Source organism: Streptomyces longisporus (assembly GCF_039532765.1).
GTDB classification, from domain to species: Bacteria; Actinomycetota; Actinomycetes; order Streptomycetales; family Streptomycetaceae; genus Streptomyces; species Streptomyces longisporus.
On the sequence record NZ_BAAASG010000006.1, the window covers coordinates 19186 to 41463 of the forward strand.

Below are 22278 nucleotides of genomic sequence, written 5' to 3' on the forward strand. Positions count from 1 at the left end.
CCCGGGGGTACCCGGACGTACGCACGGGCGGGGGCGGACAGATCCGCTCGTGTCCCCTGACGCCGGGAATCGTGAAGGGAGCGCCCATGGTGCACGACGCGCACGGCGCGGCCCGCGCCGACGACTCGGGCCCCACCGGCCTGCGCCTGGCCCCGGGGGAGTCCTCGCCCGCCCCGGGGCCGGACGAGGACGACCTGCCCCGTGACCGTACCCAGGCGATCCTGGAGGCGACCAAACAGGTTGCCGCCCTGCTCAAGCAGAAGGAGCACAGATTCGCCCTGGCCGGAAGCGTGGCGGCCTACGCCCACGGCGTCAGCCGAAGGCTGCAGCACGACGTCGACTTCTGCGTCCTTCGCGAGGACGCCGACACCGTGGCGGCCACGCTGCGCGAGGGCGGTCTCACCGTCCACCATGCCCCGGAGGACTGGCTGCTGAAGGCGCGCTGTCTCGGCCAGAGCGTCGACATCATCTTCGAACTGTCCGACCACCCCGTCACCCCCGAACTGCTCGCGCGTGCACGGGAGTTGCCCGTCGACTCGGTCCGTATGCCGGTGCTTTCGCCGACGGACCTGCTGGTGAGCCTCCTCAAGGCCTTCTCGGAACACCACTGCGACTTCGGGGCCGTACTGCCGATCGCCCGCTCGCTGCGGGAGAAGGTCGACTGGCAGGAGGTACGGCGAACCTGCGGCGACCGGCCCATGCCCGCAGCCTTCCTGTTCCTCCTGGAACGCCTGGATGTCATCGATGCCGAGCCGGGGCAGCGAGCCGAATCCTTTAAGGAACAGCCATGAGCGAGCACACGGCCCCGCCCTCCTCCGGCGCCCCGGCCGGCCTCGACTACCGGGTTGCCCACCTGACCGAACGTTTCGCGGAAGGGCTGCCCGGCGAACTGGGTGTACGGGCCGAACTGCGCGGCGAGGCCGTTCTGCTCACCGGCACGGTCCCCTCGGCCCGGTGCCGTGAGGACATCCTGCGCATCGCCCGCGAGGCCTTCCCGGACGTGCCGCTGCACTGCGACATCGTCACGGCGCGAACCACACCGCCCGACGACGCGGAGGACCTCGCATGACCCGGGTGGCGGCCGTCGGCGACATCCACCTGGGGGCGGAGAGCCACGGTCTGCTCCGCCCCGCGTTCGAGACGCTGCCCGAGTGCGCGGATCTTCTGCTGCTGGCCGGCGACCTCACCCGCCACGGCACACCGGAGGAGGCCTTGGTCGTCGCCAAGGAGATCGAGGACCTGGCGGTGCCGGTGGTCGCGGTCCTCGGCAACCACGACCATCACGGCGGGTGCCCGGACGCGGTGACGGCCGTGCTCGAGGAGTCCGGCGTACAGGTGCTGGAAGGGCGGTCCACCGTGGTGACCTGCGGCGACACCCGTGTCGGGATCGCGGGGACCAAGGGGTTCGGGGGCGGGTTCGCGGGCAGGTGCGCGGGAGAGTTCGGCGAGCCCGTCATGAAGGAGTTCGTCAGGTACTCCCGCCGCTGCGCGGACGGCCTGCGGGCCGGGCTCCGGGAACTGGCCCGGGCGGAGTGCGACGTGCGGATCGCACTGACCCACTTCTCACCCGTGCCCGACACGCTGGCGGGTGAGCCGCTGGAGATCTATCCGTTCCTCGGCAGCTATCTGCTGGCCGAGGCGATCGACGACGAGGGCGCCGACCTCGCCGTCCACGGACACGCCCATTCCGGCACCGAACACGGGATGACCAGCGGCGGAGTACAGGTGCGGAATGTGGCACAGCCGGTCATCGGGCGGGCGTTCCACGTCTACAACCTTCCGGCGCGAGAAGCGAACCGGTCGGCGGACCACGCGTGAGCCGCTGGGCATTCCGCAGGCGGTCGTCTCAGATGTCGCGCCGCTCCAACGGCCGTACCGCCGGGCCCTGCAGGATCTGCCCGTCGGGGGCGAAGCGGGAGCCGTGGCAGGGGCATTCCCAGGCCTGTTCCGCGCGGTTGAACGCCACGAGGCAGCCCAGGTGGGTGCAGCGGGCCGACACCGCCTGCAGCTGACCGTTCTCGTCACGGTGCACGGCGCACTGCTGCCCGCCCACCCGCACCACGGCACCGCCGCCCCGCGGAATGTCCGCCGTCGAAGGCCCCGTCGGCGCGGGCAGCCGGTCGCCGACGAAGTGGCGAGCCACCTGCGCCTGATGCTTCAGGAACGAGCCTCCCTCGCGGACCACGGAGAGCAGCCGGCGCGGATCGTAGAGGCCGGCCCAGGGGACCTCGCGGCCATTGACGAGGTCGCTGAGCAGACGGCCCGCCATGATGCCGCCGCTCAGCCCCCAGCCGCCGAACCCGGTGGCCACGTAGGTGTGACGGCTGCCCAGCCAGAGCGGTCCGACGAGCGGCACGGAGTCGGTGGCGTCATTGTCCTGCGTGGCCCAGCGGTGGCTGATCGCGAACCCCGGGAAATGGCCCACGGCCCAGGTGGAGAGCCGCGCGAACCGCTCCTCGACATCGGCGGTGCCGGGCGTGAAGTGCTCGCCGGTGACGATCAGCAGGCGTTTCCCGTCACGGTAGGGCGCGCTGCGTACGGACCGGGTGTTCTGCTCCGGAGTGATGTACATGCCGCGCGGCGCCCGGTCCTCGTCGATGGTGCCGGCGACGACCAGCTCGCGGCGCGGGGAGAGCCGGGTGAACAGCAGAGCACGGTCGAAGACCGGGTAGTGGGTGGCGACCACGACCTTGTCCGCCCGCACCGACACCCCCGCATCCGTCGCCAGGACACAGGGCTCGCCCTCCGTGAGGCCCACGACGCGTGTGTGCTCGTACACGGCGCCGCCCCGCCGACGCAGGTCCTCGGCGAGGGCCAGCAGGTATTTGCGGGGATGGAACTGGACCTGTTCCGTCACCCGGACCGCACCGGCGACCTGGAAGGGCAGCTCGGTCTCGGACACGAACTCGGCCGCCAGACCCGCCTCCCGCGCCGCTTCCGCCTCCGCCTGCAGCTTTCCCAGCAGCCGGGGCTGCTCGCCATAGGTGTAGGCCGCGGCCTCTTCCCAGTCGCAGTCGATGCCGAGTTCGTCGACGATCTCGGCGGCGTGCCGGATCGCGGCGCTCTGCGACTCCGCGTACAGGCGTGCCCCCGTCGGGCCGCGGGTGCGGCGCAGATGGTCGTAGGTCAGCGTGTGCAGTGCGGTCAGCTTGGCGGTCGTGTGCCCCGTGACCCCGGCCGCGAGGCGGCCCGCCTCCAGGACGGCCACCTTGCGTCCCTGCTGGACCAGCTCCCACGCCGTACTCAGGCCCGCCATGCCACCGCCGACCACGGCGACGTCCACAGCGACGTCACCGGACGGCGGGGGAGCGGGTTCACCGGGCGGCGCCGTCTCGAGCCAGTACGATCCGTGAACGTGCGTCTCAGCGGTCATGAACGCCGAGTTCCCGCCCCGGTGCCCCGGACACACCTGCGGGGGTCACAGCCACGAGGTGAAGCGCTCTCCGCCCCTCTTGGCACGGCACAGCAGCCGGAAGGCCTGCAACAGCGTGAAGGGCCACAGGCCGGCGAAGCACCAGATGACGACCGGATCCGAGGTGAGGATCCCCATGACGACGAGGAACAGCGAGGCGCACGCCAGCAGGGCCACCGACAACGGGAGCCAGAGCCGGGAGCCCGGCTCGCCGCGCATGCTTCGGGCGAGGCGCCGGTCGCAGCTCAGTTCCGCTTCGATACTTCGCAGGGCGAGCCGTTCGTGCGGCGACAGCACGACATCATCGGGGTCCGGATGCTCAGCCATGGCCCATCGAGTTCCCCGCACGGGCTGACTGACGCCTTTGCTGGGTACCCGGTGCCACGCGCACACGCGCAGGAGGCCGGTCGCCCGGCGCGGCCGGCCCCGGCAAGGAGCGGGCAAGGAGGCATCGATGGGCACGGTCAAGGAAGCAGTGGACGTGGAGGTTCCGCTGCACATGGCGTACAACCAGTGGACTCAGTTCGAGGAGTTCCCGAACTTCATGGAGGGCGTCGACGAGGTCAGGCAGCTCGACGACCGGCACAACCACTGGACCACCAGCATCGGCGGGGTGCGGCGCGAGTTCGACACCGAGATCGTCGACCAGCTGCCGGACGACCGGATCACCTGGCGGTCCGTCGGCGGCGACACGCAACAGAGGGGATCGGTCCGGTTCGAGCGACTGGACGACACGCACACCCGCGTGGAACTGGTGATGGAGGTCGAACCCAGCGGGGTCGCCGAGCAGAGCGCGGACGCGCTGGGCCTGATCGACCGGCGGGTGAAGGGGGACCTGCGCCGCTTCAAGGACTACGTGGAGGGCGAGGGCGGCGCCACCGGCGGCTGGCGTGGCCGCATCCGGCCCGAGGACCCCGGCACACCGCTGTGACGGTTGGCTGCCGGTCCCGCGAGGGCTCGTGATGCGTTGACGAGGGAGAGGAGCGAGGGGACATGACAGACCTGGACGCGTTCATGAGTCGGCTGAGTCCCGATATGTGTGTCGTCACGGCCGCGGCGGGCACGCAGCGGTCGGGCTGTCTGGTCTCCTTCTCCTCCCAGTGCTCGATGCGGCCGGTGCGGTTCGTGGTGTGGATCTCCAGGGCCAACCACACCTACTCGGTGGCCCGTGCCGCGGACTGCCTGGCCGTCCATCTGCTCACCCGTGAACAGCACGAGCTGGCAGCCCTGTTCGGCGGGGAGACGGGTGATCGGACCGACAAGTTCGCGCATGTGCCCTGGACGCGCGGACCCGGCGGCTCGGTCGTCCTGGAGCAGGCCGCCGCCTGGTTCGTGGGCAGCGTCGAGCAGCGTGTCGAAGGCGGCGACCACATCGGCTTCGTCCTGGCCCCCGAGGACTGGGGCAGCCGCGCGGACGGCCCCCTGCTCCGGCTCGACGACGTCCGGGACATCAGCCCCGGCCACCCCGTATGACGGCGTATCCCCCCAGGTTCACCGTCCCGTGACGGTGTCTCAGACGGCAGGGGTCAGACCCGGTCGTCCGGCATGTCCGCCGACGCGTCCTCGGGGGCCAGGTCGGGCCTCAGGCGCAGCCAGGACGGCTGGCGCAGCAGTCCCGCCCGGGTGCGGGTGCTGTAGCGGACCTCGCCCACCAGCCGGGGTACCACCCAGTGGGCCCCCGCGACCGACGGCGCGGGATCGAAGGGGCACACATCGGTCGCGGCGGCCCGCAGCAGCGCGGCGAGCTGCGACCGCTCGGCCTCGCTCCAGCCGGTGCCCACACTCCCGACGTACCGGAGGCGCCCAGCGGCCCGCTGCCCCACCAGGACGGCGCCGGGCAGCCCCGACAGCCGTCCCTTGCCGGGCAGCCAGCCGCCCACCAGGACGTCCTCGCTGCGCATGTTGCGGATCTTGATCCAGGCCCGGGAGCGCACCCCGGGCTCGTACGCCGAGTCCAGCCGCTTGCAGACCAGGCCCTCCAGACCGTGCTCACGGGTGGCCTGCAAGGCCTGTTCACCGTGCCCGACCAGGGCGGCCGGGGTGGACCAGAACGGGCCGTGGAGCCCCAGCAGCTCCAACTGCTCGCGCCGCCGGGCATAGGGGAGAGCCGTGAGGTCCTGGCCGCCCAGGTGCATCACGTCGAACAGGATGAGGTGCACGGGCGCCTTCGCTGCTTGCCGTGCCGCCCTGGCGGGTGCGTGCGCCAGCCCCATGCGGGGTTGCAGCAACTGGAAGTCGGCCCGGCCCTGTTCGTCCAGTGCCAGCACCTCCCCGTCGAGCACCGCAGGCGTCGTGCCGAGCGCCTCGCCCAGCGGTCGCAGCTCGGGATAGGCGGCGGTGATGTCCTCTCCGGACCGTGCCCGCAGCAGGATGCTGCCGTTCCCTTCGAGATAGGCCACCACGCGCTGGCCGTCCTGCTTGGTCTCGTAGGCCCAGCGGGAGTCCTGCCCGGCGGGGGGCAGGGAACCGGGGGTGGCGAGCATGGGCGGGATCAGGGGGAGCGTCACGGGGTGAGTTGTCGACGGTGTGGTCCGCCGCCATTCGCCCCGACGGCCGGGTTCCCCTGAACGGCGCTGCCGGAGGCCGGCTGCGAACGGCGCCGCCTACAGGCTGCTTGCCGGCGTCAGGAGGTCGTCGAGGCCCACCCTGCGGAAGAACTCCGCGCGGACACGGTCGGCCACGGCGGAGACGACCTCGCTGCCGTCGCGGCTCGGATCGACGTGAACACGCAACGGCCGTCTGCCGGGCGGCAGTTCGACGGTCCGCACGACGGCGTCGGCCACCTCGGTGACGTCGGCGTCCGGCGGTATCAGCCCGGACAGTCGCACGTTCACGTCGTTCATGAGCGTCTTGTAGCGGGCGTCGTAGGCGGCGGCCCGGTCGGCGTCGGCCGGTGAGCCGGCGTGGGCGAAGTGGTTCGTGCCCGAGGTGAAGGCGCCAGGTACGACGATCGAGGTGTCGATCCCGAACCGTATGAGCTCGGCGGCATAGCTCACCGCGAGGGCGTCCATGGCGGCCTTCGCCGCGAAGTACGGGGCGAGGAAGGGCGGGCACCCGCCGCGCGTGCTGGAGGAGCCGATCCACACCAGATGTCCCTGTTCCTGCGCGCGCATCCGGGGCAGGGCCGCCCGGTTGACGCGCTGGGTGCCGAGCACGTTGGTGTCGTAGACATCCGCCAACTGCTCGGGGGTGAAGGCCTCGGCCGGGCCGAGCACCATGTGCCCGGCGTTGTGGACCAGGACGTCGAGGCGGCCCTGTTCGTCGACGACGCGAGCGACGGCCGCGTCCGCGCTGTCCTGCCGGGTCACGTCCAGTTCCACGGCATGCAGGTCGACTCCGTGCTCGACCGCATGGGCGGCCAGGTCGGCGGCGGCTTGAGCGTTGCGGCTGCCGAGGGCGCGCATGCCCGCGTACACCGTGTGGCCGCGCTCGGCGAGCGCGCGGACGGTGAGGGCGCCGAAACCGCTGGAGGCGCCGGTGACGAGAATGACCTTGCTGTCACTCACGACTGTTCCTTTCCTGCTTTCGAACTCCGGGATTTCGAAGGACGGAGCGGGCCGTCAGATGATGCCGCCGTTGGCCCGCACCACCTGTCCGTTGATCCAGCGGCCCTCGGGGCCGACCAGGAAGGACACGACGCCCGCGATGTCCTGCGGCGTCCCCAGGCGTTCCAGCGGCGGCTGCGCGGCCAGACGGGCGATCGTCTCCTCGTCCTTGCCGTCGAGGAAGAGCTCGGTGGCGGTGGGCCCCGGCGCCACCGCGTTCACGGTCACGTCACGGCCGCGCAGCTCCCGGGCGAGTATCAGCGTCAGCGCCTCGACCGCCCCCTTGCTCGCGGCGTAGGCGCCGTAGCCCGGGAAGGCGAGACCCACCACCGACGTGGAGAAGTTGACGAGCGCCCCGCCCGGGCGCAGGCGGCGGACGGCCTGCTGGTCGACGACGAACGTGCCGCGGATGTTGGTGTGGTACAGGGCGTCAAGCTCACCGAGGTCGAGTTCGGCAACAGGGGAGAGGAGCATCCGTCCGGCCGCGTGCACGACCGCGTCGATGCCGCCGTAGGTGGCCTCCGCCAGGTCGAACAGGGCGGCGACCGCCGTCTCGTCGCCGACGTCCGCGCGGGCGGCGTACGCCGAGCCGCCTGCGGCCTCGATGGTCTTTACGACGTCGTCGGCCGCGTCCTTGTTGCCCGCGTATCCGACGACGACGGCGAACCCGTCGGCGGCGAGCCGCTCGGCGACCTGCCGGCCGATGCCGCGCGACCCGCCGGTCACGATCGCGACGCGCTGGTCCATGGGGGACTGAATGGGCATGGTTGCATCCTTTGCGTGTATCGCTGCTACGCACTGTTCGTATCGACGATAACACGGGTTCGTAGCGTCGGTACCGGCAATTTCGTATCGACGCTACGGATGGCGTACCGTGGACCCATGGATGCGAGGGAAAAGATCCTGGAAGCGGCCAGGGACCTGCTGGCCAAGGCGCCGGTCGCCGATGTCTCGACGCGTGCCGTGTGCGAGGCGGCCGGGGTGGGGGCGCCGATGCTCTACCGGCTGTTCGGCGACAAAGCGGGGCTGCTGGCTGCCGTGGTCGACCGGGGCTTCGAGGAATACCTCGCGTCCAAGCGGGCGGCGCGGCCCAGCGACGACCCGGTCGCCGACCTCAGGAACGGCTGGGACAACCACATGCGTTTCGCGCTGGAGCACCCCAACCTCTACCGCCTGATGTACTCGCCAGAGCTGACGGCCCCGCCCGCGGCGGCCCAGGAGGCGCACGCCCTGCTGCACGGCATCCTCGAACGCTGCGCCGCCGCAGGCCGGCTCACCGTCCCGCCCGCCCTCGCCACCCAGATGATCATGTCCGCCAATGTGGGGGCGGCCCTGTCGATGCTGACCAGGCCCGAGCAGTACCCGGACCCGCAGTTCTCCGAGCGGCTGCGCGACAGCGTGCTCGCCTCGCTGACCCGCCCGGCCGGCACGGCCGAGCCGGGAGAGCAGGACAGCGCCGTCCCGGTCGCCGCCGCCACGCTCGCGGCCCGCCTGCGGGCCGCACAGTCCCCGGTCTTCACACCGGCGGAGTCGGCTCTGCTGGAACAGTGGCTGGACAAACTCTCCGCAGGCTGAGCCCGCAGCCCGCAGCCCGTGGTGCTCAGCGCTGCGCGGGTCGCGACGCCTGTGCGAGCCCCGACTGATAGGCGATGACGACGAGTTGGGCGCGGTCGCGGGCGCCCAGCTTCGTCATCGCGCGGTGCACATGGGTGCGTACCGTCAGCGGGCTGACGAAGAGTCTCTCGCCGATCTCCTCGTTGGAGTGGCCCTCCGCCACCCAGGCCGTCACCTCCCGCTCGCGGGCGGTGAGCGCACCGAGGTCCTCGGACGCCCTCGGCGGGGCACCCTGTGCGGGGGCGGACAGGAAGCGCGTGATCAGCACGCGCGTGGCGAGCGGGGAGAGCAGTGAATCGCCCGCGGCCACGGTCCGGATGCCGTCGAGCAGCGCGTCCGCGGTCACGTCCTTGCCGAGGAACCCGCTCGCGCCGGCCTGGAGCGCCTGGGCGACGTGCGCGTCGATCTCGGAGGGGGTGAGGATCAGGACGCGCGTGCCCGACAGTTCGGGGTCGGCGCAGATCGCTGTGGTGGCGGCCAGGCCGTCGGTGCCGGGCATGCGGATGTCCATCAGGACGAGGTCGGGGCGGTGCACGCGCGCGAGGGCGACGGCCTCGGCGCCGCCGGTGGCCTCGGCGACCACCTCCATGTCGTCACAGGAGTCGATCAGGATCCGGAACGTGGCCCGCAGAAGGGCCTGGTCGTCGGCGAGCAGCACGCGGATGGTCATGGTGTCCGTTCTTGTCGTCTCATGGTCCCCGTTCCGAGGGGCACGGGGTTCTGGGCGTCAGGGAGCGGTGGGGTGCAAGGGCGGGCGGGTGATGACCTAGAAGCCGCCCTCCAGGTGGCGACCGGCCGGGAGGGTGCCGACGGACTGGGCACGCTCGCGCATGCCGATCAGTCCGAGGCTGCGTTCCGGGTCGGGGCCCGTGGTGTCCGGCCGGTGCGCGCCGGGCAAGCGGATCTCGCTGCCCGGGAGGAAGGCGGCGACCAGGAACGCAGCCGTCATGGTGTCGACGGTGCGCGCAGGTTCGCCCGCGTATCGCTGCCAAGGGATGCTCATCGCGTCTCTCCGGTCGGGTCCTGGAAGCCATGGTGGGCGATGCCGGCCGGGAACGACGGGCGAGACCGCCCGTGTCCTGCCCCGCGGGTGACCCTCTCGGAGGAAGGGCACGAGGTCAGACGCAGACGGACTCCTGTACGACGGCCTCGGCCGCGGGCGGATCGTGCAGGCCCTTGCGGGTGAGTGCCCCGCCTGCCTATGGGGTTGTTTGCGTCAGGCAGGCGTGGGTGGATTACTTGAGTCAAGCAATAGAATGAGATTTACTTGAGTTAGGCAAGTAGAACGGTAGGGTGAGTGACATGCCTCCCTCGTCCCTCAACGGCACCATCGGAGACAGGTCGGCGCTCGCTCGCGGGGCCGGACAGCATGTCCTGGTCGTCGCGGGTGAACCGGACCTCGCCGAACTGCTGTCGACCACCCTGGAGTTGGCGGGCTACCGGATCAGCCTGGCCGGCACCGGGGCGGAGGCGCTGGCGCGGGCCATGGAGCAGCGCTTCGACCTCGTCGTCCTCGATGCCACGCTGCCCGACCTGGCGGGCCTCGGACGGGAGCGCCGCCCGCCGCCCGCCCACCGCCCGCCGGTCCTGTTCCTGACCGCGTACGACTCCCTGGACCGGCTGCTGCCCGAACTCGGACTGGGGGAGAAGGACTACGTCACCAAACCGTTCCGGGTTGCCGAGGTCCTGGCCCGGATGCAGGTCCTGCTGCGCGGCCCGAACCGCGGCCCGCGCCGGGACGGTGCCTTCGCCTACCGTGACCTCGTCCTGGACGACGCCCGATGTCAGGCACGGCGCGGGATACGGGCGTTGAAGCTCACGCCCGCCGAGTACCGGCTGCTGCGCCATCTCCTCGTCAATGCGCACCGGGTGCTGTCCAAGGAGCAGATCGGCCGCTACGTCTGGGGCGACTTCCGCGGCGGCAATGCGATCGAGCAGCTTGTCTCCCGTCTGCGCCGCAAGGTGGACCGCGAGACACCGGTGCTGATCCATACCCGCAGGGGCTTCGGATACTGGCTGGGTGTGGCGGACGGGGAGGAGTGACGGGGCGGCCCGGCGGATGAGAGCAAAGGGTCGGCGGGGTCTGCGCGACCTGTGTGAGGGCAGTGGTATGTGACATGCCACTGCCCTCATGGCTTCCGTGTAGGCACTCGCTCGCTCCTGTCAACTCAATTCGTACCTAGGGAAGTTGGCAGGGATCAACACGCTGTCTCGGCACCGGCCCGCCCCCAATTCGCGATGTGATCAGGACCACGTCAGCCTCCTGTCAGGGAACTGACCGGAAGGCGTCAGCCCCCTCTGTTTGCATGTGCTCATCGAGGCCTCGACCACCTCACCCCGGCGCTCCGCCCCGATCGGAGCCCCCACCACCGAGGAGAACCATGGCCGACACACCGGCCGGACTCGCGCCCGAAGCGACGGCCGCCGTCCCGGAGTTCCCGATGCCCCGCGCGAGCCGCTGCCCCTTCGACCCGCCACCCGCCCTCAAGCACCTGCAGGAACAGGCACCGCTCACGAAGGTGCGGCTGTGGGACGGCAGTGAGCCCTGGCTCGTGACCCGTCATGCCGAGCAGCGGGCCCTTCTCGGCGACCCCCGGGTCAGCGCCGACACCGGCCGGCCGGGCTACCCGACCAAGGCCTCGCCCGAGGCGGGGGAGGGCAAGCTCAGCTTCATCATGATGGACGACCCCGAACACGCCCGGCTGCGCCGGATGGTGACGGCGCCGTTCGCCATCAAGAAGGTCGAGGCGCTGCGGCCCGCCGTACAGCGGATCGTGGACGGACTGATCGACGACATGCTGGCCGGCCCCCGACCCGTGGACTTCGTCGAGGCGTTCGCCCTCCCGATCCCCTCGCTCGTCATCTGCGAACTGCTCGGCGTGCCCTACGACGACCACGCCTTCTTCCAGGACAACACCAAGACCATGGTCCACCGCGGGGCCACCCCCGAGCAGCGCGGGCAGGCGAGCCGGGAGGTGGCCGGATACCTGGCGGCCCTCATCGGCAGGCGGCTCGCCGAACCGAAGGACGACCTGCTGTCGAGCATCGCCGGACGCATCACGGCCGGCGAGATCGACCACCAGCAGGCGACGGAGATGGCGCTCCTGCTGCTGATCGCGGGCCACGAGACCACCGCCAACATGATCGCGCTGGGCACCCTCGCCCTCCTGGAGAACCCCGGCCAACTCGCCCTGCTCCGCGAGAGCGACGACCCCAAGCTCGTCTCCTCCGCGGTCGAGGAACTGCTGCGCTATTTGCACATCACCCACCTGGGACGACGTCGTGCGGTCACCGAGGACATCGAGATCGCCGGCCAGGTCATCAAGGCGGGCGAGGGCGTCATCATGGTCAACGAGATCGCCAACCGCGACCCCGAGGTCTTCCCCGACCCGGACCGGCTCGACATCACCCGCGACGCCCGCCGGCACGTCGCCTTCGGCTTCGGCGTTCACCAGTGCCTGGGGCAGCCGCTGGCCCGGATGGAACTCCAGGTCGTCTACGGCACCCTCTACCGGCGCATCCCGACGCTGAAGCTCGCCTGCGCCCTCGAGGACGTCAGGTTCAAGAACGACGCATTCATCTACGGCGTGCACGAACTGCCCGTCACCTGGTGACGGTTCCCGCTCCGCAAAACCGCGGCGAACTCCGCGAACGAACAACAACTCATGTGAGGAAGGGGATTGACATGAAGGTGGAACTGGAAGCCGACAAGTGTGTCGCTTCGGGGCAGTGCGTGCTCGCCGCGATGGACGTCTTCGACCAGGACGAGGACGGCATCGCGATCCTGCTGGAGGACACGCCCGCGCCCGAACTCCTCGACGACGTCAAGGAGGCCGTCGCGGTCTGCCCGGCCGCCGCGATCCGGCTGGTCGTGCAGTGAAGCGGATCGCCGTCGTGGGTGCCTCGGCCGCGGGACTCGCGGCGGCCGAGACGCTCCGGCGCGAGGGTTACGACGGCACCCTCACCCTTGTGGGCGACGAGCCGCAGGCCCCCTACGACCGCCCGCCGCTGTCCAAGCAGGTGCTGGCCGCGGAGTGGGAGCCCGAGCGGCTGGCCCTGCGCCCGCCCGCCGACCTGGCCGCGCTCGGCCTGGACCTGCGCCTCGGCGTCGCCGCAAGAGGCCTCGAACTCGCGGGGCGCACGGTGCAGTTGGCCGACGGCACCGAAGTGCCGTACGACGGGCTGATCGTGGCCACCGGCGTACGTCCGCGCCGACTGCCCGGTGCCGACGCGCATGTGCTGCGCACCCTCGACGACGCACTCCTGCTGCGGGACCGGCTCGAGCCGGGGGTGCGCCTGGTCGTGGTGGGCGCCGGGTTCCTCGGCGCCGAGGCCGCCGCCGTGGCCTGGCGGCTGGGCGCCAAGGTCACCCTGCTGGAACCCGCGCCCGTGCCGCTGGCCCACGCCGTCGGCGCCGAGGTCGGCTCGATCCTCACCCGCGCGCATGCCGAGCGGGGCGTGGACCTGCGCTGCGGGGTCACCGCGAGCGAGGTGACGCAGAACGGGGTGCGGCTCGCGGACGGCGAACTCGTCGAGGGCGACGAGGTGTTGGTCGCGATCGGATCGCAGCCCAACACCGAGTGGCTGGAGGGCAGCGGCCTGGCCGTCGGTGACGGCGTGGTCTGCGACGAGTACTGCGAAGCCGCCCGGAACGTGTACGCGGCCGGTGACGTCGCCCGCTGGCACAACCCCTTGTTCGGCACCTCGATGCGGATCGAGCACCGCACCAACGCCGCCGAACAGGGCATGGCCGCCGCCCGCAACCTACTGCGCCCCGTCGCCCGCAAGCCGTTCGCCCCGGTGCCGTACTTCTGGTCCGACCAGTACGACATGAAGATCCAGGCCTACGGCTGTCTGCGCGGGCACGACGAAGTCGCCGTCGTCCACGGGGACCTGACCGAGGGCAGGTTCGTCGCCGCCTACCGCACCGGCGAGCGGGTGAGCGGTGCGCTTGCGGTGGGCATGCCGTCCAAGGCCCTCCGGCCGTGGCGGCAGGCGATCGCTGCCGGAGCCGTCTGGGGCGAGGCCGTGCGCACCGACGCGACCGTGCCGGGGGTCTGATCCTCAAGGGGCGGCGGGGCCGGTGAGGTACCGTCCTCGCTCGTCGTACGGCCAGACATTGGGCACACAGCCGTGCATGCCCTTGATCTGCTGCATCATCGCCGGGGCCGGCTGACCCGGGCCGGGACAGGTGACGTGGCCGTGTCCGAGGAAGTGGCCGACCTCGTGGTTGATGATCAGCGCGTGGTAGGCGGTGACGTCCTTGGCGTAGACGGGGGTGGCGAGCAGCCAGCGTTCCAGATTGACCATCACCTTGTGGTTGACGCTGCAGTTGTACGTGCCTTCGGTGTCCAGACCCGCCTCGGCGACGCACGTCTTGTCCACCGTCCCGGGGGTCGCGACCCGTACGACGAAGTCGGTGGTGCCGCCGGAGACCCGCTGGAACGCCGAGTGGCCGTCGGCGGTCCAGCCGCGCCGGTCGGCGAGTATGCGCTCCACCTCCTTGGCGACGGCGGCGGCGGACACGTCGATGTCCTTCTCGACCTCCACCCGGTAGCGCAGCGCCGTGCCGGTCCCGACCTCGGCGCTCCCACCGGCCGCGGTGACGAACGTGCCCGGCCCCGTGGCCGGGATCTTCGGGGCGGGCGGGTTGGAGGCGCTGTGGGACGGGCTGGGCGACGTCGTGACGGGGCGGGGTGAACGGGAGGACTCGGAGCCCGACTTCGCGTGTGCGGAGGGCCGGGGCCGGTCGTGGTGCGTGTCGGCTGACGTCCAGCCCACGGCCGCGAAACCGGTGATGCTCAGGACGGTCAGCGCGGCCAGGCCTCCCCACATCTTCGTCCTCGGGCGACGAGCGGCGGCGTGCGAGACACCGCCCCGACGACGGCGACTGGGAGAGCGAGTTGCTTTGTGCGCGGTCATGGTCGTTCAGGTTGTGATCGATATGTGATCGGATCTGGCCCGAGTGATAACGAAAAGGTAACGCCCTGTCGGCTGCGGGCACATATGATCATCCGGTAACAGAGGCCCGGAGGGCCGGGGGAGATACAGATACTGAGCCCATGCCGCGAGTTCTGCTGATCGAAGACGACCGTGCCGTGCGGGAGGGCGTCGCCCTTGCCCTGCGCCGTCAGGGGCACGAGGTCGCCTCCGCCGTGACGGGGGAGGAGGGGCTGGAGCTGGTGCGCTCCTTCCGGCCCGATGTCGTGGTGCTGGACCTGATGCTGCCTGGTATGCCCGGCCTTGACGTGTGCCGTGCGCTGCGCGCCCTCGACCAGACGCTGCCGATCATCATGGCCACCGCGCGGGGCGACGACGAGGACATCGTCGTCGGGCTGGAGGCCGGAGCCGACGACTACGTGGTCAAGCCCGTGCAGGCCCGGGTGCTGGAGGCGCGCATCCGAGCCGTGCTGCGCCGCGTGGCCGGCGCACCCGGCGAAGGCATACCCAAGCTCGACAGCTACGGGGACCTGACCGTCGACCGGGCCGGCTTCTCGGTCACCCTGAAGGGCGCGCCCGTGGCGCTCGCCGCCTCCGAACTGCGGCTGCTGATGACCCTGTCCGCCTCACCCGGCCAGGTGTTCAGTCGGCAGCAGCTCCTGGAAGCGGTCTGGGAACACAGCTACCACGCCGACGCGCGCCTGGTGGACGCCTGCGTCAAACGGCTGCGCGCCAAGATGGGCGAACCCCGCTACATCGAGACGGTGCGCGGCTTCGGCTACCGGTTCGCCTCCCTGTGACGCGTACGCCGAAGGCCCGAGGCGCGGTCGCGAAGCGCTTCAGGATGCCCCAACTGCGCGGCCTGCGCACCCGGTTGGTCGTCGCGTTCGCGCTCGTGGCGGCGCTCACCGCGGCGACCACCGGCGCCCTGAGCTTCCGCGAGGCGCGCACCGGTCTGCTCCAGCAGAGCCAGGACACGGTGATCGCGCAGCTGCGCGCCCAGGCGAACCGGCTCGCCCCCGAGGTCGTCGCGCCGCCGGACGAGGCCGAACTGCGGCGGTTCGCGGCCGCCATGGCCGCAACCGACCCCTCCGGGACCTGGCGCGTCATGGCCACCTACCGCAATCTGAGCGCGACCTCCTTCACAGGCGACCGGTTCGAGGAACTCACACCGGCTCTGCGCAAGGCGGTGGACACCCGGCCGGCCACCGTCTTCCAGCGGGTGAACAGCGGTGACCACACCGCACTCGTCGTCGGCATGTCGGTCACCTTCGCCGGAGGCGTGGGCGACTCGGGCCTGCAGGTCTTCCTGATCGTCGCGCAGACCAAGGAACAGGCGTACGTCGACGCCCTGGTCACCGCCATCGAACGGGCCACCGTGCCCGCCCTGGTGCTGGCCGTGCTGCTGGCCCTGCTCGCCGCGCGCGGGGTGCTCAGGCCGGTGCGGGCGCTGCGCGGCGCCACCCGCAGCATCGCCGAGGGGCGGCTGGACACCCGGCTCGCCGTCGACGGCTCCGACGAACTCGCCGATCTGTCGCACACGTTCAACGAGACCGCTGCCGCCCTGGAGGCGTCGGTGGCCGAACTGCGCGGCATGGAGGCCCGGGCCCGCCGGTTCGCCGCGGACGTCTCGCACGAACTGCGCACCCCGCTGGCCGCCATGTCCGCGGTCACCGACGTCCTCGACGAGGACGCCGCCCGCCTCGACCCGGACACCGCCACCGCGGTCCGGCTGATCAGTGAGGAGACCGTGAAGTTGGCCCGTCTGGTGGACGATCTGATGGAGATCTCCCGCTTCGACGCAGGCGCCGCTGCGCTGCACCTGGACGAGATCGACCTCGCCGAGTCGCTGCGGCGCACCCTCGCCGCCCGCGGCTGGACCGACCTGGTGGACACCGAACTGCCGCCGTCCGACGCACTGCGCGGGCGCGTCGACCCCCGCCGCCTCGACGTCGTCGTGGCGAACCTGGTCGGCAACGCCCTGCGGCACGGCGCCCGCCCCGTCCTGGTGCGTCTGGCCGAGGCGGGACGGCACGCGGCGGAGCGACGGGCGGTCATCGAGGTACTGGACAGCGGACCCGGCATCCCCGACACCGTGCTGCCCCATGTCTTCGAGCGCTTCTACAAGTCGGACGCCGCCCGCACCCGCACCGAGGGCAGCGGCCTGGGCCTGGCGATCACCGCCGAGAACGTCCGAGTGCACGGCGGCAGCGTGCGCGCCGCGAACCGGCCGGAGGGCGGCGCCGTCTTCACCGTCGAACTCCCGCTGCACAACGAGCAGTCGGCGCAGGGGAAGGCCGGCGGCGACGCGTGGGGACGGGGGAGCAGACCATGAGAGCCGCACGCAGATCCGCATTCCTGATGTGGCTTCCGATGCTGGGCGCGCTCACCTCCTGCGGCATTCCCACGACCGGCGTGGTGGAGGCGGGCGGACCAGCGAGCGGGGTCGCGCCGAGGCTGCAGGTCTACTTCGTGGCCGGCCGCACGCTGCGCGGTGTGGACCGCAGGCTTGCCGGGCCGGTCGATGTCGAGTCGGCCGTACGCGTGCTGTTGAAGGGGCCGACCCGGGCGGAACAGGCCGAGGGCCTGTACACGGTGCTGCCGCCCGAGGCGTCCATGATGTCCCGGGTGACGGTGACGTCCCGCGGCGGTCGCGTGACCATCCGGCTGTCCGCCGTTCCGGGAGACTCGGGCAACCTCGCCGCGGCCCAGCTCATCTGTACGACCGTCGCGGCGCAACGCGTCATCACTCCGGAGGCCGGCCCCGAGCCGGTGACCGTCACCGGCCCAGGCGGACTCGACATCCGGGGAACGGGAACACAATGTCCCGCCGGGCCGGGGGCGTAGTGCGGTCCTCGTCGTGGGGCCGCAGTACGCAGGGGAGACGCCCGCAGCCGATTACTTGAGTTACGCAACAAGATGGTAAACTGGAGCGCATGTCCACTCCACCGCTCCCCGAGATCCCCGACACCCCCGCCTCGGACGAAGTGATCGAGATCGAGCGGGCGCTCACCCGCATCACCTACCTGAGCACGCGCGCCAGGCAGCACGACCGGCTGATGGCCCTGGCCGGTGTGCCGCTGGACCGCGCGGCCGTGGCACTGCTGCGGCAGGTCGCCGATTCGGAGCCGCTGCGCCCGGGGGAGCTGGCCGCCCGGCTGGGAGTGGAGGCGTCCCACGTCACCCGCACCGTGCAGCAGCTGCAGAAGTCCGGCTATGTCACCCGCGTCCCGGACCCCGACGACCGACGCGCCCAGCGCATCGAGCTGACCGAGGCCGGGCAGCAGGCCATCGACCGCATCCGTGAGGCCGGTTCCCGGGGCATGCAGGTGGCCCTGTCCCACTGGGAGCCGGAGGAACTGCGCCAGCTGGCCACCCTCTTCCACCGCATGGTCGACGACTTCCTCGCCGCCGCCGTCGAGATGGAGACGCGGGAGCAGACGACCGCGCCGGCGGGTACCGCCTGATCCCACGCAGACCTCACCCGGAGGCCGCGCGGGGGCGCCGCCGCACGGCCTCCGAGTCCACGGCCGCAGCAGGCTCCCGCAGACCGCACAGCAGAAGCCGGCCCAGGGCGGGCAGCACGATCAGCGGGACCAGCGCGGTCCGCAGGGAGGTGGCGTCGGCCAGCGCCCCCAGGGCAGGGGCGGCCAGCCCGCCCACGCTCACCGTCAGCCCCAGGGTGACCGCGCTCGCCGTACCAGGCCGCCGCGGCAGGAAGTCCTGGCCGAGCGTGATGTGCAGCGCGAAGGGGACGTACAGGCCGGCCGAGGTGAGCGCCACGAAGAGATAGACCACCGGGCCGGGTACCAGGATCACGCCCGCGACGGCCAGGACGGTCAGCGCGTACGACCGGCGCACCACCGCGACCCGCCCGAACCGGTCGGCGAACCGGCCCCCGGCCACCGTGCCCAGCGCACCGCCCCCGTACAGCACCAACAGCGCCGCCGTTCCGGCCGCCTCCCCGCCGCCCGTCCGCTCGCGGACGTAGAGCGAGACGAAGGCACTCAGTGCGACGAAGACGATCGAGCGGCACCCGATCGCACCGGAGAGCCGCAGGAAGGAAGCCCAGCAGCAGCCGATGCGCCTGCCCACCCCCACCGACCCGCGGCTGGTCGCCGTCTGCGCGCTCGTCCACGCCCACCCCGCCGACCCGCGCACCCTCGCCGCCCTCGGCGCCGCCACCGGGGCCGGCGAACGCACCCTCAGCCGCCTCTTCCGCCGAGAGTTCGGCATGACCTTCCCGCAGTGGCGCACCCAGTCCCGGCTCTACCACGCCCTGCGCATGCTGGCCGACGGCACCCCCGTCACGACCGTCGCCCACCACTGCGGCTGGTCCTCGGCCAGCACCTTCATCGACGTCTTCCGCCGCTCCTTCGGCTACACCCCGGGCGCCCACAACCGTCGCACGCAGGACCCGACTTCCGGCCGGACCCGGCCGCCGGAACCACCCCTTCTACCCTCGGGTAACATCCGGCAGCAGGTCATCAGAGGAGGAACCGTGCCACGGTCCGAACGCTCGCCCCTGCTGCTCGCCGGCCTGCTGGCCGCCGCGGGTGTCGCCCACTTCGCCTCGCCGCGCCAGTTCGACGAGACCATCCCCCGGGCCCTGCCGGGCAGGCCCAGGACCTGGACATACGCCAGCGGCGCCGCCGAGCTGGCCCTCGCGGCGGGCATCGCGCTGCCCCGCACCCGCAAGCCCGCGGCCCTCGCCGCCGCCGCGTTCTTCGTCGGCGTGTTCCCCGCCAACGTCAAGATGGCCGTCGACTGGCGGCACCGCCCCACCCCGCAGAAGGCAGCGGCCATCGGACGGCTGCCGCTGCAGGTGCCCCTCGTGCTGTGGGCGCGCAGCGTCGCGAAGAGCGGGGAGGGCCGCTAGGTGAGCGAGCCCGTGAAGGTCGGCGACAAGATCGACGACTTCGAGCTGCCGGACGAGACCGGCACCACCCGCACCCTGTCCGAGCTGCTCGCCGACGGACCGATCGTGCTGTTCTTCTATCCCGCCGCCCTCACCCCGGGCTGCACCGCGGAGGCCTGCCACTTCCGTGACCTGGCCGCCGAGTTCGCGGCCGCCGGCGCGCGGCCCGTGGGCATCAGCGGTGACTCCGTCGAGAAGCAGCAGGAGTTCACCGGCCGCCACGGCCTCGGCATGCCGCTGCTGTCCGACGGGGACGGCACCATCCGCGAGCGGTTCGGCGTCAAGCGCGGCTTCAGCCTGGCCCCCACCAAGCGGGTCACCTTCGTCATAGCGGAGGACCGCACCGTCCTGGAGATCGTCCGCAGCGAGCTGCGGATGAACACCCACGCCGACCGGGCCCTGGCCGCCCTGCGCGACCGGCAGAAGTGACGGCAACCGAAGCGGAGGGCCCGTCCGGCCCTCCGCTTCGGTTGAAGCGGTGCGACAAAAGAACCATCCTGAACTATATGGAGCACGTCCCCGCTGCGGCGATCGTCGATGCCCGGGGCATCGTGACCGGGTGGAGCGAAGGTGCCCGGCGGCTGACGGGATACCCGGCCGAGGAGGCCGTGGGCCGCGCAGTCCAGGACCTGCTCGCCGAGGACCCGCCGCCCGGCGCCGTGGCTTCCATGGCCGGCACCGTCGTCCTCCGGCACCGTGACGGCTCCTCGGTGCCTCTCGCCCTCCGCGCATGCGCCCTGTCCGGCGGGGACGACTCACCCGACCGGTACGTGGTGACCGCCGAGCGGCCCGGCAGGCCGGAGCCGACGCTCGCCGGGCAGGCCTTCCAGCAGGCCTCCATGTCGTTGTCCGTGTTCGACACCGACCAGCGCTATCTGCGGCTCAACGACGCTTCCTGCCAGGTGATGGGCGTGCCCGCCGAGGCCCTGGTCGGCCGGTACTTCATGGACACCGTTCAGGACGTCGGGTACAACCGGGGATTTCTGCGGCATCTGGAGCTGGCCGTCGAGACGGGCAGGCCGGTCCGCTACGAGAGCTACGCGCACGCGCCGTCCTCGAACCGGGAGCACGCCTGGACCACCGAGATGTGGCCGGTCCGGGACGCCGACGGCAATGTCATCGGAACCGGCATCGCGGCCTTCGACAGCACCGAGCAGTACTGGGCCCGGGAGCGTCTGGCGCTGCTGAACGAGGCGGCGGCCTCCATCGGCACGACACTGGACGTGGTGCGCACCGCCGAGGAACTCATCGAACTGCTGGTGCCCCGCTACGCCGACTTCGCCAGCGTCGACCTCCTCGACTGGGTCCTCGGCGCCGATGAGCATCCCGAGATGCCGGGGAGAGACGTCTTGCTGCGCCGCGTCGCCCACGGCTCGGTCACCGAGGGCACGCCCGAAGCGGCCGTGCACGTGGGCGACACCGACTTCTACCCGTCGTTCTCGCCGCCCGCGAAGGCACTGGGAACCGGGCGGGCCGTCCTCAGCCACGCGGGCGAACCGGATTTCCTTCGCTGGGTCGCCGAGCGCAACGCGCGAGCCCCCGGGGGACGCCCCCACCGCAGGGGCGTGCACTCGATGCTCGCAGTACCGCTTCGGGCTCGCGGCACCACGCTCGGCGTCGCGGTCGCCGTCCGCATCGCCCATCCGGACGACTACGGCGCCGACGACGCCGTCCTCGCCGAGGAACTCGCCAGCCGCGCCGCCGTCTGCATCGACAACGCCCGCCGCTTCTGCCGCGAACGCACCACCGCACTGGCCCTGCAGAACAGCCTGCTGCCGAAAGGGCTGCCCGGACAGGCGGCGGTCGAGGTGGCCCACCGCTATCTGCCCTCCGATTCACTGGTCGGCATCGGCGGCGACTGGTTCGACGTGATCCCGCTCTCCGGCAGCCGTGTCGCCCTGGTCGTGGGCGACGTGGTGGGACACGGCATCGCCTCCTCGGCGACCATGGGCCGCCTCTGCACCGCCGTACGCACCCTCGCGGACGTGGACCTGCCGCCGGACGAACTCCTCACCCACCTCGACGACCTGGTCACGCACCTGGCGTCGGACGACACCGGCGACGAGGTCGCGGAGCTCGGCGCCACCTGCCTCTACGCCGTCTACGACCCCGTCTCGCGCCGCCTCGACCTCGCCGCAGCCGGCCATCCGCCGCCCGCCCTGCTGCTGCCCGACGGCACGGTGAGCCTCGTCCCCATGACGGCCGGACCGCCGCTCGGCGTCGGCGGACTGCCCTTCGAGTCGACGGAGCTGGAACTGCCCGAGGGATCCGTCGTCGCCCTGTACACGGACGGTCTGATCGAGGACCGCGACCGCGATGTCGACCACGCACAGGCCGAACTGTGCCGCGCGCTGGCCGCCCGCGCCGACACCCTCGACATGATGTGCGACACGATCCTCAAGGCGGTGCTGCCGGAGGAGCCGAGCGACGACGTGGCGCTGCTGCTGGCCCGTACCCGGGCGCTGGGCGAGGACCGGGTCGCCACCTGGGACATCACCCCCGATCCGGAACACGTGGCCGCGGCTCGGCAGGCGGCCACCGAGCAGCTGACCGCCTGGGGCCTGGACGAGGCCGCCTTCGTCACCGAACTGGTCGTCAGCGAACTGGTCACCAACGCGATCCGGTACGGCGCGCCCCCCGTCCAGTTGCGGCTGATCCGCGACCGCAGCCTCATCTGCGAGGTCTCCGACGGCAGTTCCACCTCACCGCATCTGCGCCGGGCCCACGCCTTCGACGAGGGCGGCCGCGGACTGCTGCTGGTCGCCCAGCTCACCCAGCGCTGGGGCAGCCGCCAGACGGGCCGGGGCAAGACCATCTGGGCCGAACAGACGCTGCCCCCGGTCTGAGAG

At 71.7% G+C, this 22278-nt stretch carries 25 protein-coding genes and 2 pseudogenes; 18 read left to right on the forward strand and 9 right to left on the reverse strand.

Features of this window, described 5'->3' with window-relative positions; all coding sequences use genetic code 11:
- Positions 1 to 86 precede the first annotated feature (86 nt).
- From ABD355_RS09935 to ABD355_RS09945, 3 genes are read left to right on the forward strand one after another with little or no spacing between them, the layout of a single operon-like run.
- Positions 87 to 791 carry a nucleotidyltransferase gene (locus tag ABD355_RS09935; protein WP_344399800.1) on the forward strand — a complete coding sequence of 235 codons (705 nt, stop codon included), beginning with the start codon at positions 87 to 89 and terminating at the stop codon, positions 789 to 791.
- Positions 788 to 1069 (forward strand): BON domain-containing protein, encoded by a 282-nt coding sequence (locus ABD355_RS09940; protein WP_344399801.1) that lies wholly within the window; start codon positions 788 to 790, stop codon positions 1067 to 1069. Before ABD355_RS09935 ends, ABD355_RS09940 begins: the two co-directional genes overlap by 4 nt.
- On the forward strand, positions 1066 to 1818 hold the full coding sequence (locus tag ABD355_RS09945; protein ID WP_344399803.1) for a metallophosphoesterase family protein: 753 nt from the start codon (positions 1066 to 1068) through the stop codon (positions 1816 to 1818). The genes ABD355_RS09940 and ABD355_RS09945 overlap by 4 nt, the downstream gene beginning before the upstream one ends.
- Positions 1819 to 1846: 28 nt before the next feature.
- On the opposite strand, the gene ABD355_RS09950 is transcribed toward ABD355_RS09945, so the two are convergent.
- Both ABD355_RS09950 and ABD355_RS09955 read right to left on the reverse strand, forming a co-directional pair.
- Positions 1847 to 3373 carry an FAD-dependent oxidoreductase gene (locus ABD355_RS09950; protein WP_344399805.1) on the reverse strand — a complete coding sequence of 509 codons (1527 nt, stop codon included), beginning with the start codon at positions 3371 to 3373 and terminating at the stop codon, positions 1847 to 1849.
- Positions 3374 to 3418: 45 nt separating this feature from the next.
- Positions 3419 to 3739 carry a DUF3040 domain-containing protein gene (locus ABD355_RS09955; protein WP_344399806.1) on the reverse strand — a complete coding sequence of 107 codons (321 nt, stop codon included), beginning with the start codon at positions 3737 to 3739 and terminating at the stop codon, positions 3419 to 3421.
- A 127-nt stretch (positions 3740 to 3866) separates the two neighbouring features.
- On the opposite strand from ABD355_RS09955, the gene ABD355_RS09960 reads away from it, so the two are divergent.
- Complete coding sequence (locus ABD355_RS09960) at positions 3867 to 4343, forward strand: SRPBCC family protein (RefSeq protein WP_344399807.1); 477 nt, start codon at positions 3867 to 3869, stop codon at positions 4341 to 4343.
- 62 nt (positions 4344 to 4405) lie between these two features.
- Positions 4406 to 4885, forward strand: coding sequence for a flavin reductase family protein (locus ABD355_RS09965; RefSeq protein ID WP_344399809.1), 480 nt, complete (start codon positions 4406 to 4408; stop codon positions 4883 to 4885).
- A 53-nt stretch (positions 4886 to 4938) separates the two neighbouring features.
- Here ABD355_RS09965 and ligD read toward each other — a convergent pair whose 3' ends face one another.
- The 3 genes from ligD to ABD355_RS09980 all read right to left on the reverse strand — a co-directional run bounded on the left by ligD (position 4939) and on the right by ABD355_RS09980 (position 7722).
- A complete protein-coding gene (gene ligD / locus ABD355_RS09970; RefSeq protein ID WP_344399810.1) occupies positions 4939 to 5919 on the reverse strand; it encodes a non-homologous end-joining DNA ligase in 981 nt (326 codons plus the stop codon).
- A 96-nt stretch (positions 5920 to 6015) separates the two neighbouring features.
- Positions 6016 to 6918, reverse strand: a complete 903-nt coding sequence (locus ABD355_RS09975) for an SDR family NAD(P)-dependent oxidoreductase (RefSeq protein ID WP_344399811.1) — start codon at positions 6916 to 6918, stop codon at positions 6016 to 6018.
- Between the two features lie 54 nt (positions 6919 to 6972).
- Entirely contained in the window at positions 6973 to 7722 is a 750-nt protein-coding gene (locus ABD355_RS09980; protein WP_344399812.1) for an SDR family oxidoreductase, read from the reverse strand.
- A gap of 117 nt (positions 7723 to 7839) precedes the next feature.
- On the opposite strand from ABD355_RS09980, the gene ABD355_RS09985 reads away from it, so the two are divergent.
- Positions 7840 to 8532, forward strand: coding sequence for a TetR/AcrR family transcriptional regulator (locus ABD355_RS09985; RefSeq protein ID WP_344399813.1), 693 nt, complete (start codon positions 7840 to 7842; stop codon positions 8530 to 8532).
- 25 nt (positions 8533 to 8557) lie between these two features.
- On the opposite strand, the gene ABD355_RS09990 is transcribed toward ABD355_RS09985, so the two are convergent.
- Positions 8558 to 9241, reverse strand: a complete 684-nt coding sequence (locus ABD355_RS09990) for a response regulator (RefSeq protein WP_344399814.1) — start codon at positions 9239 to 9241, stop codon at positions 8558 to 8560.
- A 96-nt stretch (positions 9242 to 9337) separates the two neighbouring features.
- Positions 9338 to 9574 carry an ATP-binding protein gene (locus tag ABD355_RS09995; protein ID WP_344399815.1) on the reverse strand — a complete coding sequence of 79 codons (237 nt, stop codon included), beginning with the start codon at positions 9572 to 9574 and terminating at the stop codon, positions 9338 to 9340.
- Between the two features lie 299 nt (positions 9575 to 9873).
- Between ABD355_RS09995 and ABD355_RS10000 the strand changes: the two genes are divergently transcribed.
- From ABD355_RS10000 to ABD355_RS10015, 4 genes are all read left to right on the forward strand, one after another.
- On the forward strand, positions 9874 to 10614 hold the full coding sequence (locus tag ABD355_RS10000) for a response regulator transcription factor (protein ID WP_344399816.1): 741 nt from the start codon (positions 9874 to 9876) through the stop codon (positions 10612 to 10614).
- Positions 10615 to 10952: 338 nt separating this feature from the next.
- Positions 10953 to 12185 carry a cytochrome P450 gene (locus ABD355_RS10005; protein ID WP_344399817.1) on the forward strand — a complete coding sequence of 411 codons (1233 nt, stop codon included), beginning with the start codon at positions 10953 to 10955 and terminating at the stop codon, positions 12183 to 12185.
- A gap of 71 nt (positions 12186 to 12256) precedes the next feature.
- Positions 12257 to 12451, forward strand: a complete 195-nt coding sequence (locus tag ABD355_RS10010) for a ferredoxin (protein WP_344399818.1) — start codon at positions 12257 to 12259, stop codon at positions 12449 to 12451.
- Positions 12448 to 13632: an NAD(P)/FAD-dependent oxidoreductase gene (locus ABD355_RS10015; RefSeq protein WP_344399819.1), complete on the forward strand. Its 1185-nt coding sequence runs from the start codon at positions 12448 to 12450 to the stop codon at positions 13630 to 13632. The genes ABD355_RS10010 and ABD355_RS10015 overlap by 4 nt, the downstream gene beginning before the upstream one ends.
- Positions 13633 to 13635: 3 nt before the next feature.
- On the opposite strand, the gene ABD355_RS10020 is transcribed toward ABD355_RS10015, so the two are convergent.
- Entirely contained in the window at positions 13636 to 14406 is a 771-nt protein-coding gene (locus tag ABD355_RS10020) for a DUF3152 domain-containing protein (protein WP_344399820.1), read from the reverse strand.
- A gap of 227 nt (positions 14407 to 14633) precedes the next feature.
- Here ABD355_RS10020 and ABD355_RS10025 point away from each other — a divergent pair, with 227 nt between their 5' ends.
- The 4 genes from ABD355_RS10025 to ABD355_RS10040 all read left to right on the forward strand — a co-directional run bounded on the left by ABD355_RS10025 (position 14634) and on the right by ABD355_RS10040 (position 17978).
- Positions 14634 to 15311, forward strand: a complete 678-nt coding sequence (locus ABD355_RS10025) for a response regulator transcription factor (RefSeq protein ID WP_344399821.1) — start codon at positions 14634 to 14636, stop codon at positions 15309 to 15311.
- A 44-nt stretch (positions 15312 to 15355) separates the two neighbouring features.
- Complete coding sequence (locus ABD355_RS10030) at positions 15356 to 16846, forward strand: sensor histidine kinase (RefSeq protein ID WP_344399823.1); 1491 nt, start codon at positions 15356 to 15358, stop codon at positions 16844 to 16846.
- Positions 16843 to 17358, forward strand: coding sequence for a GerMN domain-containing protein (locus ABD355_RS10035; protein WP_344399824.1), 516 nt, complete (start codon positions 16843 to 16845; stop codon positions 17356 to 17358). Before ABD355_RS10030 ends, ABD355_RS10035 begins: the two co-directional genes overlap by 4 nt.
- An 89-nt stretch (positions 17359 to 17447) precedes the next feature.
- Positions 17448 to 17978, forward strand: coding sequence for a MarR family winged helix-turn-helix transcriptional regulator (locus ABD355_RS10040; protein ID WP_344399825.1), 531 nt, complete (start codon positions 17448 to 17450; stop codon positions 17976 to 17978).
- A 13-nt stretch (positions 17979 to 17991) separates the two neighbouring features.
- On the opposite strand, the pseudogene ABD355_RS10045 reads toward ABD355_RS10040, so the two are convergent.
- Positions 17992 to 18582 (reverse strand): annotated as a pseudogene (locus tag ABD355_RS10045) (MFS transporter); the annotation flags it as partial.
- Here ABD355_RS10045 and ABD355_RS10050 point away from each other — a divergent pair.
- From ABD355_RS10050 to ABD355_RS10065, 4 genes and pseudogenes are all read left to right on the forward strand, one after another.
- Positions 18581 to 18919, forward strand: a pseudogene (locus tag ABD355_RS10050) (helix-turn-helix transcriptional regulator); the annotation flags it as partial. The pseudogenes ABD355_RS10045 and ABD355_RS10050 sit on opposite strands and share 2 nt — an antisense overlap.
- A 93-nt stretch (positions 18920 to 19012) precedes the next feature.
- Positions 19013 to 19390 carry a DoxX family protein gene (locus ABD355_RS10055; protein WP_344400099.1) on the forward strand — a complete coding sequence of 126 codons (378 nt, stop codon included), beginning with the start codon at positions 19013 to 19015 and terminating at the stop codon, positions 19388 to 19390.
- Positions 19391 to 19858, forward strand: a complete 468-nt coding sequence (locus ABD355_RS10060; RefSeq protein ID WP_344399826.1) for a peroxiredoxin — start codon at positions 19391 to 19393, stop codon at positions 19856 to 19858.
- 77 nt (positions 19859 to 19935) lie between these two features.
- Positions 19936 to 22275: a SpoIIE family protein phosphatase gene (locus ABD355_RS10065; RefSeq protein ID WP_344399827.1), complete on the forward strand. Its 2340-nt coding sequence runs from the start codon at positions 19936 to 19938 to the stop codon at positions 22273 to 22275.
- The last annotated feature ends 3 nt before the right edge of the window (positions 22276 to 22278 follow it).